Below are 16,676 nucleotides of genomic sequence, written 5' to 3' on the forward strand. Positions count from 1 at the left end.
ATATATTGCGGCAACGAAGCAACCTGCTGCGTTCTCTGCCGTGCCGCACCAGTGCACGCAGAGCTAACCGGCCTGTACCAACGACAGGATCAAATCCGATGTCAGTGTCCGTCTGGGTCAGGATTCGCTTGCCGCTGGTAATTTTCGTGGCCGGCACGGCGCTGTCGATCGCCCTCGGTGTCTCCGCCCACCAGGAGATCGGGCGTAGTGCCCAGACGCGCTTCGACGCAGCCGCCTTCGATCTGGCGCGCAAGGTCGAGGCCCGCTTCGACGACTACATCGCCGTCCTGATCGGCCTGCGTGCGCGATTCAACACCTCCGATTCCGTGACGCGGAGCGACTTCAGGGACTACGTCGCGGGGCTGAACCTGGCGAGCGCCTACCCCGGTTTCCAGGCTGTCAACTATGCGCCCCGCGTCGCGGCCAACGACAAGCAGGCGTTCGAGGAACGAGTCCGCGGTGATGCCGGCCTCGACGCCGGCGTTGCCTCCGGCTTCGCCATCAAGCCGCCCGGTGGGCGGGACACGTACTACCCGCTGATCTACGTCGAACCGCAGGGCGGCAACGAGAAGCTGCTCGGCAATGACCTGGGCGCGATGCCCGACAGAGGAAACGCGCTCGAGCAGGGGCGCGACACCGGCGGGCTCGTCATGTCCGGCCGCAAGGTCCGCCTCCCGGGTCGCGAGTCCGACATTGGATTGGCGATGCGGCTGCCGGTCTATCGCCCGAGACAACCGCTCGATACGCTCGAGCAGCGGCGCAGTGCCTACATCGGTTCGGTTGGCGCGGGCTTCAGCATCGCAGGGATGCTGAGCGACGTGGTCGGTACCGATGCCGCGAGGACGTTCCGGTTGCGCCTGATCGATGCCGGGCCGGGTAAGGGGGCGATCGGGACGCGCGTGGAGACCAGGTTTGTAACGCCAACCCCATTCGGCGAGCGGCAATTGCTGTTCGACAGCGCGTCCCTGGCGAAACCCGCTGCCGCGCCGGCGCACAGCCTCGAGCGCGTGCTCGGCTTCGAGTTGGGCGGGCACTCCTGGCTGGTGGAAGTCGGCCAGGACGAAAACCAGGTCTTCGGCCCGCTCGACAAGACCATCCCGTGGCTCATCGTCCTTGGCGGCCTGGCCACCAGCATGCTGCTTGCCGGCATCGTCTTTTCGTTGACCACCGCACGCAGCCGGGCCCAGGTCCTGGCGAACCGGATGACCAGTCACCTGCGCAGGAGCGAACGGCAGCTGGAGGAAGCCCAGCACCTGGCAAGCCTGGGCAGCTGGATCCTCGATCCTGAAACCGGAGCCCTGCAATGCTCCGAAGAAGCCCGGCGCATCCTGGGCTTCGAGGCGGGCCCCTTGCCGCCGGACCTGCCCACGCTGCTCTTGCGCATTCCGCCCGCAGAGCGTTTCGCGGTCGAACAGCGCATCGCAATGGCATCCCGGTCCACGGAACGCAGCGAATTCGAGCATCGTCTGTGCCTGCCCGATGGCACCGAACGCTGGCTCCACGTCATCGCGCAATCGGCCGAAGATGAAGGCAAGAGATTGGTGCGCGGCACCGTGCGCGACGCCACGCAGCCGCGCAAGGATGCGTTGCGCCAGAAGCTCGAATACAAGATCGCCCGGCTGCTTGCCGGTGACGGCAGGACCGAGACGGTGATCGCGCTGGCGCTGGAGGCGGTATGCACCGACCTGCGCTGGGACTGCGGCGCGTTGTGGAGCGTTGGCGACGACGGCCTGGCTCGCTGTGCCGCGGCCTGGCATGCCGACAACGACCCGGCGGTGCAGCGATTCGTCAGCGCCAGCCGGTCGCTCACCTACCGGCCCAGCGAAGGTTCGCTGGGCCGCGCCTGGGGGATCGGCGGTGTCGTGCGAATCGACACGCTGGCGGCTCCGAGCCATTTCACGCGTGATGCGATGGCCCATCAGGCCGGGCTGACCGTCGGCCTCATCGTTCCGATGGCCTCCGCCGATGCGACCACGGCGCTGGAACTCTTTGGCTCCAATCCGTACGTTGCCGACGCAGAGACGCTGGAGTCGCTGCGTGTGATCGCCTTGCAGATCGCCCAGTACAAGCAACGCAAGCGGGCCGAGCGGAGCCTTCGCTTCATTGCCAGCCACGACGAATTGACCGGGTTGCTCAATCGCGCCGCGCTGCAACACGAGCTTGCCCGTGCCATCAGGCGCAGCAACCGCCATCAGAGGCCGTTCGCGGTGATGTTCGTCGACCTGGATCGCTTCAAGCACATCAACGACACGCTGGGCCACGGTGTGGGCGACGAAATGATCAAGATCTGCGGCGAGCGCTTCACGGCGCTGCTGCGCGATACCGATGTCGTGGCGCGTTTTGGCGGCGATGAGTTCGTGCTGGTGCTGGAGAACCTGTCCGGCCCGAAAGATGCCGAGGTGCTCGCCGAAAAGGTGCTGGCCTGCTGCGCCGAGCCTTTCGTGATCGAGGGGCGCGAACTGCACGTCAGCGCAAGCGTCGGCGTGAGCATCTATCCGGAGAACGGCGCCGATGCCGAAGCGCTCTTGAAAAATGCCGACACGGCGATGTACCGCGCCAAGGAAAAGGGCCGCAACACCTACCGGTTCTACGCAGCGAAGATGAATGCGCAGAGTACCGAGCAGCTGATGCTGGAAAGCGCGCTGCGCCATGCCCTGGAACGTGGCGAGCTGGAAATGTATTACCAGCCGAAGATGGATCTGCAGACCCAGCGCATCGTCGGTGTCGAGGCGCTTATGCGCTGGCACCATCCGGCTCTGGGCATGATTCCGCCGATGCAGTTCATTCCGATCGCCGAAGAGATCGGCTTGATCGTGTCGATGGGCAAGTGGGCACTGGAGAGGGCCTGCGCCGATTCGCGTTCGTGGCAGAAATACGGTTTGCCCGCGGTGCTGGTGAGCGTCAATCTGTCGCCGCGCCAATTCGAAAGCCGCACGCTCATCGCCGACATACGGGCCGTCCTGGAAACCTCGGGCCTGGAGCCGTCGCTGCTGGAGCTGGAAATCACCGAAGGCGCGGTGATGGCGAACCCCGAGCATGCGGCGAAATTGCTCCGGACGATTCGGGACATGGGCGTCAGGCTCGCCATCGACGATTTCGGAACGGGCTATTCCTCGCTCTCTTACTTGAAGCACTTCCCGCTGTCGACGGTCAAGATCGACCGCTCCTTCATCAACGACCTTTCGCAAGACCCCGACGCACGAGCGCTCATCGACGGAATCATCACCCTGGCCCACGGGCTGCGGATGAAGGTGGTGGCCGAGGGCATCGAGACCACAGCCCAGCTCGACTACCTGCGCAGCCACGGATGCGACGAGGCCCAGGGCTATTGGCTGTGCAAGCCCGTACCCGCCGACGAGGCGCGCGATTTCATGGCGCATCACCTGCGCAACCAATTTGCCCCATCGGTAGTGGTCTGACGGCCGAACCTTCGGAGCAATCTTCACCGGGCACGTTCGCTCGGACCTTCCAGCAACTCAACAGGAGCATTCATGGTTCATTCCACTCAAGGCAAGACACTGGAGCAGACGATCACCGCGATCAATGCGCTCGACCTCACACCGATCAAGTTCAAGGCCTGCCGCAAGGAGGACGGCTACGGCTGGTCGGCAGCCTACGCGGATCAGATGGAGGTGGCCTACAAGCGCTACCTGATACTGCACGCCAAGCACCCCGACCTGACGCTCGCTCCAGAGCAGGACGTCGACCGCTTCTGGCACATGCACATCCTCGACACGAGAAAGTACGCAGCCGATTGCGAAACCACTTTCGGCTACTTCCTGCACCACTTTCCGTACCTCGGCCTGCGCGGCGAGGAAGATGCCCAGGCGCTGCAAGCAGCCTTCCTGGAGATGCAGCGCCTGACTGTCGAGGAATTCGGCGAGCCTGCGCCAGCGCCCCGACATGCGGCGGCCAAGGATGTGGCCGCATGGTGCTCGCTTGAGGCGGGCAAGCCTGCAGCAGCGTGGTGTTCGGCGGAGGCCGGCAACCCTTCGGCAGCATGGTGTTCGCTCGAGACGGGCAAGGCTTCAGCAGCGTGGTGTTCGCTCGAGGCAGGCAAACCCGCAGCAGCATGGTGTTCGCTGGAGGCGGGCAAACCTTCGGCAGCATGGTGCTCGCTCGAAACGGGCACCGCGGCCGTTACGGCCTCCGCGGCAGAGCATTCGGTGAAAGCCGGCGCATCTGCAGCCGGGCATCACTAGCCAGCCGCTACCCCGAAGCCCGTGTCGAAAGTGCCCTTCACATCAAGCGGCTGCTTGATGAGTCCGACCTGCCGGTAGAAGTCTGCGGTGCCCTGCTGATCGGCGATGACCTGCGCGTCGATGGGCACCCACTTCTGCTGGCGGCGTTCGAACTGCAGCTTCGCCGCTTCGGGCGGAATGCCGATGATGCGAGCCAGCGCAGCCGAGTAGGCGTCGACGTTGCGGTATGACCAGATCTGGGCCTTCACCACGCGCTGCAGGAAGTCTTGCAGCACCGGCCGCTTGGCCGCGATGGCGCTGTCGGTCGCCGCGAGGTAGCTCAGGCCCGGCAGCAGCCCTCGCCCACTGACCAGCACGCGTGCATGGTGGCTGACCTCAGCCAGTGCGGTGTAGGGCTCCCACGTGGCCCAGGCATCGACCGAGCCCTGCGTGAGCGCGAGCTTGGCATCCGCCGGCGCGAGGAAGCGCAGGTTCACGTCTTCGGGCTTGAGGCCGGCCGCAGTGATGGCCTTGAGCGTGATGTAGTGGCCGATGGAGCCGCGATTGGTCGCGACGCTTTTCCCCTTGAGGTCGGCAGCGGTCTTCAGCGGTGAATCGGGCCGCACGAGCACTGCCGTGCCGTAGGAGTCGGAGCGGTTCGCGCCGATGGCTTTCACGCGCGTGCCCGCGGCCAGCGCGAAGATCAGCGGCGCATCGCCGATGGGGCCGGAATCGACCGCAGCGGCATTGAGAGCCTCGGCCAACGGCGCAGCGGCCGGGAACTCCGACCACTGGATGTCGTAGCCCAGGCCTTCGAGCCCGCCCGCTGCTTCGAGCAGCGCGCGCAGGCCCCCCTTCTGGTCGCCAGCCTTGAGCACCGGGCGACCCTGCGCGGAAACTGCACCGGGCAATGCGATGGCGGCGGCAACAGCCGTACCTTGAACGAGAAACTGGCGACGTGAACTGTGGGTCATGGATTTGTTGATGCCGGGCTTCATGCCAGCGGATCGAAAGAAACATGCTCGGCGAAGCGCACCGGGTCCGTGCTCTTCTTGAGCACGCCCACGCCTCGGAAATCGCGCGCATAGAACTCGACCTCGTCGCGCAGGTTGCGGCCAAGCGGATGGTGGTTGTGCGTGAGCGTGCCGAGCAAGGCGCGCAGGTCTTCCACCGGGACGTTGGGCGAATACTTGGCGAAGAGCTTGGCCGACTCGTTCGGGTTTTCTGCCACGTAGTCGGAGGCTTGCGCGATGGCGCGCACCAGCGAGGCAACGGTAGCCTTGTCCTTGCGCACGAGCTCGCCACGTGCACCGACGATGCAGCAGACCTTGTCCTTGTATTCGCCCGAGAGGTTGCTCGCCACCTCGATGTAGGCGCCCTGGTTGCGCTTCTCGATCAGGTAGACGTTGGGGTCGCCGTCGGCAATGGCCTGGATCTCACCCTTCTTCACCGCGATGTCGAGCAGGTCGGCCGGGTACTGGCGCCAGGTGACGTCCTTGTCGGCGTCGATGCCGTTCTTCGTGAGCAGGATCGAGAAGAAGTTCTTGCCCGGGCTCGCGATGTCGGACACGCCGATGGTCTTGCCCTTGAGGCTCGCGAGGTTGGTTACGCCCGCGCTCTTCGCGCCCACCAGCCGCACGCAGCCGCCGTGCGAGCTGCCGACGATCTTCACGTCGAAGCCCGATTCGAGCGGCTTGAGCCAGCGGTGGATCATGCCCACGGCCGCATCGGCCTTGGCGGTGGCCAGCGACTCCAGCAACTGGTCGGTGGAACCGGTGTAGTTGATGAGGTCGACCTGCAGGCCGTTGCGCTCGAAGTAGCCGCGCTCCTGCGCCACCACCACGGGCGAGAGGCAGAAGGCTGCGGCGTTCCAGGCGAAGGTGAGCTTGCGCGCCTGCTGCGAGAAGGCCCGCGAAGCGATCAGGCCGCCCGAGGCGACCACGGCGGCTGCACCGCCGGCGCGCAGCACGCTGCGGCGGGAAAGAGTTGGGATCATCGTCGTCGCGTTACAGCAGCAGTTCGGGCTCGGCTTCGACCAGGCCTTCATAGAGGCTGTCGAAGGAATGGATGGCACCCTCGGGTCCGCCGATCTGGCTGTGCGTGTGGCGCGCAGTGGCCTCGTCGATGGGCTGCGGCTTGCCGGCGGCTTCGGCCAGCAGCTGCGTGTGGCAGGCGTTGTCGAGCGCGATGTACCACCACGCGGCAGCCTCCACCGTGGGGCCTGCGGTCAGGATGCCGTGGTTCTTGAGGATGGCGCCCTTCTTGTCGCCCAGCGCGTGAGCGATGCGGTCGCCCTCGCTGGTGTCGACCACCATGCCGGTGAAGTCGTCGAACAGCGCCACGTCTTCGTGGAACACGCAGCTGTCCTGCGTGATGGTGTCGAGCTTGCGACCCAGCGTTGACCAGGCCTTGCCGTAGGTCGAGTGTGTGTGGGCGGCGGCAATGATCTTCGGGTTGTGCTCGTGGATGGCAGCGTGAATGGCGAAGGCGGCCTTGTTGAGCGGCCTGTCGCCAATGACGGTCTCGCCCTTCGAGTTGACGAGCAACAGGTCGGATACCTTGATGCGCGAGAAATGAATGCCCAGCGGGTTGACCCAGAAGTGGTCGCTCAGCTCAGGGTCGCGCGCCGTGATGTGGCCGGCCAGGCCCTGCGCGAAGCCGAAGCGCGCGAACAGGCGGAAGGCGCCGGCCAGGCGCTCCTGCCGATGGCGGCGCTCGGCCTGCACGGTGGTGCGCGGCGGGATGGGGTCGAACCAGTACTTCTGCTGCGGGTTCGGGTTGAGCTTCAGCGGCTGAGGGGCGTTGCGGTCGATGGAGAGAACAGCGCTCATGACTCAGGCCGCCTTGCGTTGTGCCTGCGCGCGCTGCGCCACCAGTTCGCGCGTACGCGGAATCAGCTCGCGCCCGTAGTCCAGAGCGTCTTCCAGCGGGTCGAAGCCGCGGATCAGGAAGGTCGTGACGCCCAGGTCGTAGTAGTCGAGCAGCGCATCGGCCACCTGCTCGGGCGTGCCGACCAGCGCGGTGCTGTTCGAGCGGCCGCCGATCTCCTGCGCGACCGCGGTCCACAGGCGCTTGTCGAGCCGCGAGCCTTTCTCGGCCGCGGCCAGCAGGCGCTTGGCGCCTTCGCTCTGCTGCGGACCGCCGCGGTTGTAGCCCTGCACCACGCGCAGGCGCTTGGTCTCTGCCAGGATGTTCTCGGCGCGCGCCCATGCGGCTTCTTCGGTCTCCGCCAGGATCGGACGGAACGACACCGAGAAGCGCACGCTGCGCCCGTGCCTGGCCGCTTCAGCGCGCACGCGCGTGGTCAGCTCGCGCGCCTGGTCGAGCGATTCGCCCCACAGCGCGTACACGTCGGCGTACTTGCCCGCGACCGGAATCGCAGCCTCGGAAGCGCCGCCGAAATACACCGGCACGTGCGGCTTGCCGTTGCGCGTCTGCAGCGGCTTCACTTCGGAGAACGCGTTCTGGAAGCGGTAGTGCGCGCCTTCGTGGTCGAAGGGCTTCTCGGCCGTCCACACCTTGTGCAGCACTTCGAGATATTCGTCGGTGCGGGCGTAGCGCTGGTCGTGATCGAGCCAGTCGCCGTCACGGCGCTGCTCTTCGTCGGAGCCGCCCGAGATGTAGTGCACACCCAGCCGGCCTCCGCTGAACTGGTCGAGCGAGGCGAACTGCCGCGCCGCCAGCGTGGGTGCCACGAAGCCGGGGCGGTGCGCGAGCATGAAGTGGATGCGCTCGGTTACCGAGGCGGCGTAGGCCACCGTGAGCGTGGCGTCGGGGCTGGTCGAGTGGTGCGGCACCAGCACGCGGTCGAAGCCGGCCGTTTCGTGGGCCTGCGCGAAGGCGCGCACGTAGTCGCGGTCGAGCGAGGGGCCCTTGGCCGCGTGGATCTCCGAGACCTTCTGGCCCTGGATCATGCCGATGAATTCGACGCCGTCTTGGTGTTGCTGGCTCATGGTGTTGTCCTTGTTTGAATATGAATGGGAGGTGGATGTCAGGCGACGGGCAGGCGCAGCGCGTTCTCGAAGCTGCGGTCCCACAGCGGCTTGACGTCGGCCGGACCGTCGAGCACGCCGATCTTCAGGAAGGTGTCGGCCACGTCCTGGTGGCTGCGCACCACGGCATCGCTGACGGGGCCCAGGCTGTAGTCGCCGCTGCGGCCGTTGAAGAGCTCGACGATGTCGCCGACGGGCACGCGCGTTTCGGCCGACTGCGCGCGGGCATAGGCCAAAAAGTTACCGTTGATCCACGCGAACGAGCGTTGCAGGCGCTGCAGCAGGTCGCTCAGCGCGGCGCGCCGCAACGCGTCGTCGAGCGCGCGCGGGTTGGCGTAGATCGGGAAGTTGCCCGAGAGATACCCCACGCCGGTCTTGATGACGCGGGCGCCGTACTGCGTGCGCGCCAGCTGGCCGTTGTAGCCGTAGATGGCCCAGGCATCGAGGTCGCCGCGCGCGAAGGCCGAGAGGCCGTCCGACGGGGTGAGGCTCACGGCCTGGATGTCGCTGAACGACAGGCCCGCTTCGGCCAGCTGCTTGGCCAGGTAGTAGTGCGAGGTAGTGGCGCGCACGTAGCCCACGCGCTTGCCCTTGAAGTCGGCGATGGTGCGGATCGGTGCGTCCTTGCGCGCCAGCGTGGCCTGGTTGTTCAGGTCTTCATGCGTGACGGCCACCAGCTTCACGCTGGACTTCTGCCGCGCCGCGAACACCGGCGGAATCTCGCTGCCCGAACCCAGGTCGAGCGCATCGCCGTTGATGGCCTCGATGTGCAGCACGCCGTTGTTGAGCTCGCGCCAGTCGATCTTGTAGGGTGTGTTCGCCTGGCCAGAGGCGGCGAGCAGCGGGCGCCAGAGGCCCTTGTAGGTGCCCACGCGCAGCGTGACGCCGGACAGGTCGCGCGAGGGCGTGGCCGCCTGCGTCCAGCCTGCTGTGCCGGTCGCGGCCAACGCCGCGGCGGCTTGCAGCAGGCGACGCCTGTCCAAAGGAAAGTCTGGTTTCATGCACCGAACCGTAACCAGACGCCCCACGGAAGCGAACGCAGAAAAACGAGTTTGCATATGCGGGATGCGTCGTTTTCCCGCGCCGGGCGGCCCGGTACCGTGCGGGAACCATGAGTGCACTCCCCTTGCGCCGCACACCGGCCACGCCTGAACACCCCTCCCCGCCTTCCACCGTCGATGCCTCCGTGCTGGCGCGCCTGTCGGCCCAGTTCGCCGCCACCGCGGCCGACCACGACCGCAGCGGCGCCTTTCCGCGCGAGAACTTCGCGGCACTGCAGGCGCATGGACTCATCGGGCTGGTCGCGCCCGCCGAGCACGGCGGCGGCGGGGCCACGCTGGCGACGGCACGGCGCGTGATCTCGGCCGTGGCGCGGGGCGAGCCGGCCACGGCGCTGATTCTCACGATGACCTATCTGCAACACCACGCATTGACGCGCACCGACAGCCGCTGGCCACCGCATCTGCGCGAACGCGTGGCGCGTGATGCAGTCGCAAACGGCGCGCTGATCAACGCGCTGCGCGTGGAGCCCGCGCTCGGCTCGCCGGCCCGCGGCGGCCTGCCCGGCACGGTCGCGCGGCGCGACGGCAACGGCTGGAAGATCGACGGCCACAAGCTCTACACCACCGGCATCGAGGGCCTGAGCTGGCTCGCCGTGTGGGCTCGTACCGATGAGGGTGATGAAGCCGCCCCGCGCACCGGCGTGTTCCTGGTGCCGCGCAACGCGCCCGGCGTGCGCGTGATCGCGAGCTGGGACCATCTGGGCCTGCGCGCCTCGGGCAGCCACGAGGTGGTGTTCGAAGACGTCGCCATCGATCTCGACCACGCGGTGGACCTTCGCGCGCCGGCCGACTGGGCGCCCGATGCAGGCAGCCAGACCGATATCGACGCCCATGCCACGCAGCAGGCGTGGATGACGGTGCTGCTCGGCAGCCTCTACGACGCCGTGGCCACGGCCGCACGCGATTGGCTGGTCGGCTTCCTGAACCAGCGCGCCCCCGGCAGCCTGGGCGCGCCGCTGGCGAGCTTGCCGCGCGTGCAGGAGCATGTGGGCGAGATCGAGGCGCTGCTGCGAACCAACCGGGTGCTGCTCGACGACGCAACCGCCGCCGTCGATCGCGGCCATGCGCAACCTGCCGCCGAAAGCGGCCTGCTCAAGTACACGGTGACAGGCAACGCAATCCGCGCGGTCGAGCTGGCGCTGCAGCTCAGCGGCAACCACGGCCTCACGCGGCAAAACCCGCTGGAGCGGCACTACCGCGACGTGCTGTGCAGCCGCATCCACACACCGCAGAACGATGCGATCCTGGTGGCCGCGGGCAAGCGCGCTTTGCTCTCGACGGGAGCCGCTGCATGACCGACCTGCTGTTTTCCAGGGCTTCCCGCCGCAGCTGGCTGAAGCAAGGCACCGCGCTCTCGCTGGCCGCCGCTGGCTCGCTGCGCGTGTGGGCGCAGCCGCAACCGACGACGTTGGTGCTTGGCGACCAGGCCGGTGGCCTGCGCTCGCTCTTCGAGGCCTCGCGCACACTCGAAGGCGCGCCGTTCGCCTACCGCTGGGCCAACTTCCAGGGGGCGGCACCGTTGTTCGAGGCGCAGCGCAGCGCGGCGGTCGACACAGCCATGGCCGGCGACCTGCCCGTGCTGGCCGCGGCCGTGGGCAAGACGCCGCTGAAGATCGTCGCCACGCGCGTCGGCAAGGCCGACTCGCTGGGCATCGTCGTGCAGCCCGATTCGCCGCTGCGCAGCGTTGCGGACCTGCGCGGCAAGACGGTGATCGTGTCGTCGGCGCGCGGCAGCATCTCGCAGTACCAGCTGTACGGCGCACTCGAAGAAGCCGGCGTGCGGCGCGAAGAGGTAACGGTGAAGTTCGTGCTGCCGACCGACGCAGCCGCCGCCTTCGCCTCGAAGCAGATCGACGCGTGGGCCATCTTCGATCCGTACTACACCATCGCCGTGCAGCAAGGCGGACGCATCCTGCGCGACGGGCGCGGAATCAACACTGCCCTGGGCTTCATCACCGCGAGCGAACATTCGCTGGCCGACCCGGCCAGGCGCGCGGCCATCGTGCAGTTTCTCGACCGGCTGGGCCGCGCGGGCGACTGGGCGCTGGCCAACCCCGAAGCCTACGCACAGGCCTACAGCCAGCTCACGCGGCTGCCGATCGAGTCGTCGCGCATCATCACCGCGCGGGCTTCGGTGGCAGGCCGGCCGGTGAGCGAAGCCGACATCGTCGCGCTGCAGGCCGTGGCCGACCGCTCGGCGCGCGACGGCATCCTGCCGGTACGGGTGGATGTGCGCGCGATTACCGACACCAGCGTCTGGAAGCGCCCGGCGTGATCGCCACCTTGGCGCCCCTGCGCGAATTCGTCGGCGCCTTTGGCCGGCTGCTCGACAGCGCGCCCGACGAGCCCCGCATTCTTTCTGAAGGCGGCGCGTTGCTGCGCACGCTGGTTGCGCGCGACGACTGGCTGCCCGAGGCCTTTGCCCAGCCCGACCCTGTGCGTTATCGGCAATTTCTGCTGCACGCGGACAGCACCGAGCGCTTTTCGGTCGTGAGCTTCGTGTGGGGGCCGGGGCAGGCCACGCCGGTGCACAACCACACGGTGTGGGGGTTGATCGGCATGCTGCGCGGCGCGGAGTACAGCCAGGGCTATGTGCTCGATGCGCAGGGCCGTGCGCAGCCGCAGGGCGAGGCGGTGCGGCTCGATGTTGGCGACGTGGAAGCCGTGTCGCCCACCGTCGGCGACTTGCATCGCGTGCACAACGCGCATGCTGACCGCGTGTCGATCAGCATCCACGTGTACGGCGCGAACATCGGCGCCGTGCGGCGGCATACTTACCCGACGGAGGGCGGCCGCAAGCCCTTTGTCTCCGGATACTCCAACGCGCTGCTGCCCAACCTGTGGGACCGCTCCGCTGAACTCGCATCCTCGAACACCGTATGACGACTGCCTCCTTTCCCGTTCTTTCATTTGCCGCCGTGCGCGAGCGGCTCATCGCCCGCGACGAAACCGCCCTGCTCGACGTGCGCGAGGAAGATCCGTTCGCACAGGAGCATCCGCTGTGGGCTGCGAACCTGCCGCTGTCGCGCATCGAGATCGAAGCGTGGCGGCGCATTCCGCGGCGCGACACGCTGATCGTGCTGTACGGCGAGCACGGCGGTATCGACCTTGCGCCGCTGGCCGCGAAGACATTGGCTGCGCTGGGCTACACGAACTTGCATCTGCTCGAAGGCGGCCTTGAAGGCTGGCGGCGCGCGGGCGGCGAGTTGTTCCGTGACGTGAACGTGCCGAGCAAGTCGTTTGGCGAACTGGTCGAGCATGAGCGGCACACACCTTCGCTGTCCGCGCCCGAGGTGAAGGCGCTGGTCGATGCGAAGGCCAACGTGGTGGTGCTCGATGCGCGCCGCTTCGACGAGTACCAGACGATGAGCATTCCCTCGGCCACCAGCGTGCCGGGCGCGGAGCTGGTGCTGCGCGTGCGCGAGCTGGCGCCTGATCCTTCGACGCAGGTGATCGTCAATTGCGCAGGACGCACACGCAGCATCATCGGTACGCAGTCGCTGGTGAACGCGGGCATTCCGAACCCGGTGGCTGCGCTGCGCAACGGCACGATCGGTTGGAAGCTTGCGGGGCAGGTGCTGGACCATGGTGCCGACCGGCAGGCGCCTGCCGTGGTGTCGCAAACGCATCGCGCACAGGCGCAGGCCGATGCAAAACGCGTGGCCGATCTGGCTGGCGTGCGCCGCATCGCGCTCGACGCACTGCAGACGCTCGAAGCGCCGGGACGCACCGTGTACCGCTTCGACGTGCGCACGCCCGAGGAATATGCGGCGGGCCACCTGCCCGGCTTTGCCAGTGCGCCCGGCGGGCAACTTGTGCAGGAAACCGATCACCAGGTGCCCGTGCGCGGCGCGCGCATCGTGCTGGCGGACGACGATGGCGTGCGGGCTTCGATGAGCGCGTCGTGGCTTGCGCAGATGGGGTGGGAGGTCTACGTGCCGGAGGTCGTGCCAGCGGCTGCGGACTTCATCGAGACCTCGGCGCCGCCGAGCTCATACCCGCCGGTTGCGGCCGTTGCGGGCGAGCTCGCGCCGAAGGAACTGGCTGCGTTGCTGAAGCAACCCGGCACCGCGGTGATCGACGTGACGACGAGCGCGAACTACGTGAAGCGCCACATTCCCGGCGCCTGGTATGTAATCCGCGCGCAACTTGCGCAGGCCCTCGATGCGGTCATTCCACCGGCGCAGCGCTACGTGCTGACCTGCGGCAGCAGCCTGCTCGCCCGATATGCCGCGGCCGACCTGCGCGCGCTGCTCGATGCGCGCGGCAAGGGCGATATCGAGGTGCTGGTGCTGACCGGCGGCAACGCGGCATGGTTCGCCGCAGGCCTCGACGCGGAGACCGGCGAGACGCGCCTTGCAACCGCGCGCACTGATCGCTATCGCCGGCCCTACGAAGGCACCGATGCGCCGGCCGAAGCGATGCAGGCTTATCTCGATTGGGAGTACGGCCTGGTGGCGCAGCTAGGGCGCGACGGCACGCATCATTTCAACGTGATCTAGATGCAAGCGTTTTGAAAGGATGACAACACGGTGGTGACACTGTGTAGGCTGGGTAAAGGCCGTCATCCGGCGATGCCACGGGACGTTGGTTGTTCATACCGACAACAACTCGTCCCAGGAGCTTTGCCATGAGATTCCCTGTTCTTGCCTTGTCCGCCGCCGCGCTGGCAGCAGTCCTGACCGGCTGCGTGGTCGCACCGGCAGCCCCCGTGTACTCAGCGCCTCCGGGCGTGGCCTATGTGGCACCCACGTATGTGTCGCCCGGTGTCGGCTTCGTGTGGGCCTACCACCCGCGCTACGGCTGGGGCTGGCACCACCCGCAATACGGATGGCACCGCGGCTGGCGCTGAACCGAGGCGGCTGATGCCGCCTCTACACGCCTGGATCAGCTCGGCTCGGCGCTCTTGAACAGAGCGGCGACCTTGCGCTTGGTCTTGATGTTGCTGGAGATGCCGCGTGCGGGCGTTGCAGCCTTGGCGGCAGCTTCCCATGCCGGTGTGGCATCGGGCTCGCCGGCTTCGTAAGGCTTGTCGAAGAACGGATCGCGCGGCGCCGACGGTGCGCGGTGCGGACGTCCACCGCCGCGGCGGGCTTCGGCCTCGCGGCGTTCGCGCGGCTGGTCGAGCACATCGCGTGCGTCGCCGGCTTCGCCTTCTTCGCGCCAGTGGCGGCGTCCGTCATTGATGCGGCCGCGCGGGCGGTCTTCTTCGAACTCGACGGGTTCGAGCTCGATCTTCTTCTTGATCAGCTTCTCGATGTCGGCCACCAGGCGCGCATCGTTGCCGCCGCTGGCAAAGCTCACGGCCAGGCCCGAGGCGCCGGCACGGCCCGTGCGGCCGATGCGGTGCACGTAGTCTTCAGCGTTGAACGGAATGTCGAAGTTGAAGACCGCGGGCACGTCCTTGATGTCGAGGCCACGGGCCGCGACGTCGGTGCACACGAGCAGGTCGACTTCGCCGGCCTTGAACGAAGCGAGCGCCTTTAGGCGTTCGTCCTGGCTCTTGTCGCCATGCAGTGCGGTGGTACGCAGGCCATCGCGCTCCAGCGAGCGTGCGAGGCGCGCGCAGCCGAGCTTGCTGTTGACGAACACGAAAGCCTGCGTGATGCCGCGCTGCTGCACGATCTGCTTGAGCGCGCGGCGCTTGTCGTCGTCGGCCACGCTGTAGAAATGCTGCTCGACGGTGGAGGCCGTTTCGTTCGGCCGCGCCACTTCGATGGTGACGGGGTTCTGCAGGTAGCTGCCGGCCAGTCGCTTGATTTCGGGCGAGAACGTGGCCGAGAACAGCAACGTGGTGCGCTGCTTGGGCAGGTAGCTCAGGATGCGCTGCAGGTCGGGCAGGAAGCCGATGTCGAGCATGCGGTCGGCTTCGTCGAGCACGACGTATTCGACCTGGTTGAGCACCGCGTTCTTGGCTTCGATGTGATCGAGCAGCCGGCCCGGCGTGGCGACCAGCACTTCGACGCCCTTCTTCAGCTCCAGCGTCTGCGGCTTCATGTCGATGCCGCCGAACACCACCGTGCTGCGCAGGTTGGTGTACTTGGCGTACAGCTTGACCTGCTGCGCGACCTGGTCGGCCAGTTCACGCGTGGGCAGCAGCACGAGAGCCCGGACCGGATGCCGCGCGGGCGAGGTCGAGGCGTTTTCATGCTTGAGCATGCGCTGCAGCAGCGGGAGCGAAAACGCCGCCGTCTTGCCGGTGCCGGTCTGGGCGGCGCCCATCACATCCTGGCCCGCGAGCACGACCGGAATGGCCTGCTCCTGGATCGGTGTCATGGTCTCGTAGCCCATTTCGGCTACGGCGCGCGCCAGCGGTTCCGCCAGCGATAGATTGGAGAAGGAGCTTGTCATTGAGCCTGCTATTGTCGCATTGCCGCAAAAAACGGCAGTGACGGCGGCATGACAACGCCCGCGCCAGCGGAATTGCTATTTATTAGATAGCAACCAATTCAGCACTGGCAGGCCCTTCAAGACGATGCAGCTCAGAGGCTACGCGCATTGAAGGTGTCGCAGGACTTGATATCGCCGCTTTGATAACCCGCGCCGAACCACCGTTGACGCTGCGCGCTCGAGCCGTGGGTGAAGCTGTCGGGCACCACTGCACGGCCTGCGGAACGCTGCAGGGCGTCGTCGCCGATCTTCTGCGCGGCGTTCATGGCGGCCTCGATGTCGCCCGGGTCGAGCCACTTCTTCGACTCTTGCGAATGGTGGGCCCACACACCCGCGAAGCAGTCGGCCTGTAGTTCGACGCGCACGCTCATCGCGTTGTTCTGTGTCTGGCTCAGGCGGCTGCGCATGCCGTCGACCTTGGCGGTGATGCCGAGTTCGTCCTGCACGTGATGGCCGACCTCGTGCGCAATGACGTACGCCTGCGCAAACTCGCCCGGCGCGCCGAGCTGGTTTTTCAGCGTGTCGTAGAAGCCGAGATCGATGTAGACCTTCTGGTCGCCAGGGCAGTAGAACGGGCCCATGGCCGATTGCCCCGTGCCGCAGGCCGTGGGCGTGGCATTGCGGAACAGCACGAGCCGGGGTGCGTGGTACGTGCCGCCGTTCTGCTTGAAGATGCCCGTCCAGACCACTTCGGTGTTCTTGAGCACAGTGGAGACGAAAGCCGCCTCGCGGTCGCCGGACGGTGGCTTGGGTGCGGGCCCCTGTTGCTGTTGCTGCACCGGGGCCGGACCGCCGCCACCGCTGAGCAGGCTCAGTACCGTGAGCGGGTTGATGCCGAAGACCCAGCCCGCGATCAGCGCGACCGCGATGGTGCCGATGCCGATGCCGCGACCGCCGATGAAGCCGCCGCCCCCGCCACCTTCACCGCGGCGGTCTTCGACGTTGTCCGATTGTTCGTTGCCTTCCCATCTCATCGCAGTCTCCTTGCCGGCCATTGCAGGAGGATTTGCCGGCGGTCGCAGGATGGTACTTGCCCCGGCGCCCTCCGGGGT

At 67.1% G+C, this 16,676-nt stretch carries 14 protein-coding genes; 7 read left to right on the forward strand and 7 right to left on the reverse strand.

Annotated elements, in window-relative coordinates; all coding sequences use genetic code 11:
- The first annotated feature begins 98 nt into the window (after window positions 1-98).
- Entirely contained in the window at window positions 99-3,419 is a 3,321-nt protein-coding gene (locus ACTG4X_RS25040; RefSeq protein ID WP_440532184.1) for a bifunctional diguanylate cyclase/phosphodiesterase, read from the forward strand.
- A 72-nt stretch (window positions 3,420-3,491) separates the two neighbouring features.
- Window positions 3,492-4,202, forward strand: a complete 711-nt coding sequence (locus ACTG4X_RS25045) for a glycine-rich domain-containing protein (RefSeq protein ID WP_256216958.1) — start codon at window positions 3,492-3,494, stop codon at window positions 4,200-4,202.
- On the opposite strand, the gene ACTG4X_RS25050 is transcribed toward ACTG4X_RS25045, so the two are convergent.
- The 5 genes from ACTG4X_RS25050 to ACTG4X_RS25070 are packed head-to-tail and all read right to left on the reverse strand — an operon-like array spanning window position 4,199 to window position 9,174.
- Window positions 4,199-5,155, reverse strand: a complete 957-nt coding sequence (locus ACTG4X_RS25050; RefSeq protein WP_440532185.1) for an ABC transporter substrate-binding protein — start codon at window positions 5,153-5,155, stop codon at window positions 4,199-4,201. The two genes, ACTG4X_RS25045 and ACTG4X_RS25050, sit on opposite strands and share 4 nt — an antisense overlap.
- A 20-nt stretch (window positions 5,156-5,175) precedes the next feature.
- A complete protein-coding gene (locus tag ACTG4X_RS25055) occupies window positions 5,176-6,177 on the reverse strand; it encodes an ABC transporter substrate-binding protein (RefSeq protein WP_440532186.1) in 1,002 nt (333 codons plus the stop codon).
- A 10-nt stretch (window positions 6,178-6,187) separates the two neighbouring features.
- Window positions 6,188-7,012, reverse strand: a complete 825-nt coding sequence (locus tag ACTG4X_RS25060; RefSeq protein WP_093179595.1) for a class II aldolase/adducin family protein — start codon at window positions 7,010-7,012, stop codon at window positions 6,188-6,190.
- Between the two features lie 3 nt (window positions 7,013-7,015).
- Window positions 7,016-8,134, reverse strand: a complete 1,119-nt coding sequence (locus tag ACTG4X_RS25065; protein WP_093080833.1) for an LLM class flavin-dependent oxidoreductase — start codon at window positions 8,132-8,134, stop codon at window positions 7,016-7,018.
- Between the two features lie 38 nt (window positions 8,135-8,172).
- Window positions 8,173-9,174 (reverse strand): ABC transporter substrate-binding protein, encoded by a 1,002-nt coding sequence (locus tag ACTG4X_RS25070; RefSeq protein ID WP_440532187.1) that lies wholly within the window; start codon window positions 9,172-9,174, stop codon window positions 8,173-8,175.
- 110 nt (window positions 9,175-9,284) lie between these two features.
- Here ACTG4X_RS25070 and ACTG4X_RS25075 point away from each other — a divergent pair, with 110 nt between their 5' ends.
- From ACTG4X_RS25075 to ACTG4X_RS25095, 5 genes are all read left to right on the forward strand, one after another.
- Window positions 9,285-10,529, forward strand: coding sequence for an acyl-CoA dehydrogenase family protein (locus tag ACTG4X_RS25075; RefSeq protein ID WP_440532188.1), 1,245 nt, complete (start codon window positions 9,285-9,287; stop codon window positions 10,527-10,529).
- Entirely contained in the window at window positions 10,526-11,509 is a 984-nt protein-coding gene (locus tag ACTG4X_RS25080) for an ABC transporter substrate-binding protein (protein WP_440532189.1), read from the forward strand. The genes ACTG4X_RS25075 and ACTG4X_RS25080 overlap by 4 nt, the downstream gene beginning before the upstream one ends.
- On the forward strand, window positions 11,506-12,117 hold the full coding sequence (locus ACTG4X_RS25085) for a cysteine dioxygenase (protein ID WP_440532190.1): 612 nt from the start codon (window positions 11,506-11,508) through the stop codon (window positions 12,115-12,117). The genes ACTG4X_RS25080 and ACTG4X_RS25085 overlap by 4 nt, the downstream gene beginning before the upstream one ends.
- On the forward strand, window positions 12,114-13,736 hold the full coding sequence (locus tag ACTG4X_RS25090; RefSeq protein WP_440532191.1) for a rhodanese-related sulfurtransferase: 1,623 nt from the start codon (window positions 12,114-12,116) through the stop codon (window positions 13,734-13,736). The genes ACTG4X_RS25085 and ACTG4X_RS25090 overlap by 4 nt, the downstream gene beginning before the upstream one ends.
- A 128-nt stretch (window positions 13,737-13,864) precedes the next feature.
- Window positions 13,865-14,086 (forward strand): hypothetical protein, encoded by a 222-nt coding sequence (locus tag ACTG4X_RS25095; protein WP_093080849.1) that lies wholly within the window; start codon window positions 13,865-13,867, stop codon window positions 14,084-14,086.
- Window positions 14,087-14,121: 35 nt separating this feature from the next.
- Here ACTG4X_RS25095 and ACTG4X_RS25100 read toward each other — a convergent pair whose 3' ends face one another.
- A complete protein-coding gene (locus tag ACTG4X_RS25100; protein WP_093080851.1) occupies window positions 14,122-15,585 on the reverse strand; it encodes a DEAD/DEAH box helicase in 1,464 nt (487 codons plus the stop codon).
- A gap of 131 nt (window positions 15,586-15,716) precedes the next feature.
- Window positions 15,717-16,598: a KPN_02809 family neutral zinc metallopeptidase gene (gene ypfJ, locus ACTG4X_RS25105; RefSeq protein WP_440532192.1), complete on the reverse strand. Its 882-nt coding sequence runs from the start codon at window positions 16,596-16,598 to the stop codon at window positions 15,717-15,719.
- Window positions 16,599-16,676: the final 78 nt, after the last annotated feature.

Source organism: Variovorax sp. YR566 (assembly GCF_051992195.1).
Classification (GTDB): Bacteria; Pseudomonadota; Gammaproteobacteria; order Burkholderiales; family Burkholderiaceae_C; genus Variovorax.

Excerpts from the sequence above, each read along its gene's own strand:
- ypfJ (WP_440532192.1), bottom strand. The coding sequence starts at position 16,598 with ATGAGATGGGAAGGCAACGAACAATCGGACAACGTCGAAGACCGCCGC.
- ACTG4X_RS25100 (WP_093080851.1), bottom strand. The coding sequence starts at position 15,585 with ATGACAAGCTCCTTCTCCAATCTATCGCTGGCGGAACCGCTGGCGCGC.
- ACTG4X_RS25075 (WP_440532188.1), top strand. The coding sequence starts at position 9,285 with ATGAGTGCACTCCCCTTGCGCCGCACACCGGCCACGCCTGAACACCCC.
- ACTG4X_RS25065 (WP_093080833.1), bottom strand. The coding sequence starts at position 8,134 with ATGAGCCAGCAACACCAAGACGGCGTCGAATTCATCGGCATGATCCAG.
- ACTG4X_RS25060 (WP_093179595.1), bottom strand. The coding sequence starts at position 7,012 with ATGAGCGCTGTTCTCTCCATCGACCGCAACGCCCCTCAGCCGCTGAAG.
- ACTG4X_RS25095 (WP_093080849.1), top strand. The coding sequence starts at position 13,865 with ATGAGATTCCCTGTTCTTGCCTTGTCCGCCGCCGCGCTGGCAGCAGTC.
- ACTG4X_RS25050 (WP_440532185.1), bottom strand. The coding sequence starts at position 5,155 with ATGACCCACAGTTCACGTCGCCAGTTTCTCGTTCAAGGTACGGCTGTT.
- ACTG4X_RS25070 (WP_440532187.1), bottom strand. The coding sequence starts at position 9,174 with ATGAAACCAGACTTTCCTTTGGACAGGCGTCGCCTGCTGCAAGCCGCC.
- ACTG4X_RS25045 (WP_256216958.1), top strand. The coding sequence starts at position 3,492 with ATGGTTCATTCCACTCAAGGCAAGACACTGGAGCAGACGATCACCGCG.
- ACTG4X_RS25080 (WP_440532189.1), top strand. The coding sequence starts at position 10,526 with ATGACCGACCTGCTGTTTTCCAGGGCTTCCCGCCGCAGCTGGCTGAAG.
- ACTG4X_RS25055 (WP_440532186.1), bottom strand. The coding sequence starts at position 6,177 with ATGATCCCAACTCTTTCCCGCCGCAGCGTGCTGCGCGCCGGCGGTGCA.
- ACTG4X_RS25090 (WP_440532191.1), top strand. The coding sequence starts at position 12,114 with ATGACGACTGCCTCCTTTCCCGTTCTTTCATTTGCCGCCGTGCGCGAG.
- ACTG4X_RS25040 (WP_440532184.1), top strand. The coding sequence starts at position 99 with ATGTCAGTGTCCGTCTGGGTCAGGATTCGCTTGCCGCTGGTAATTTTC.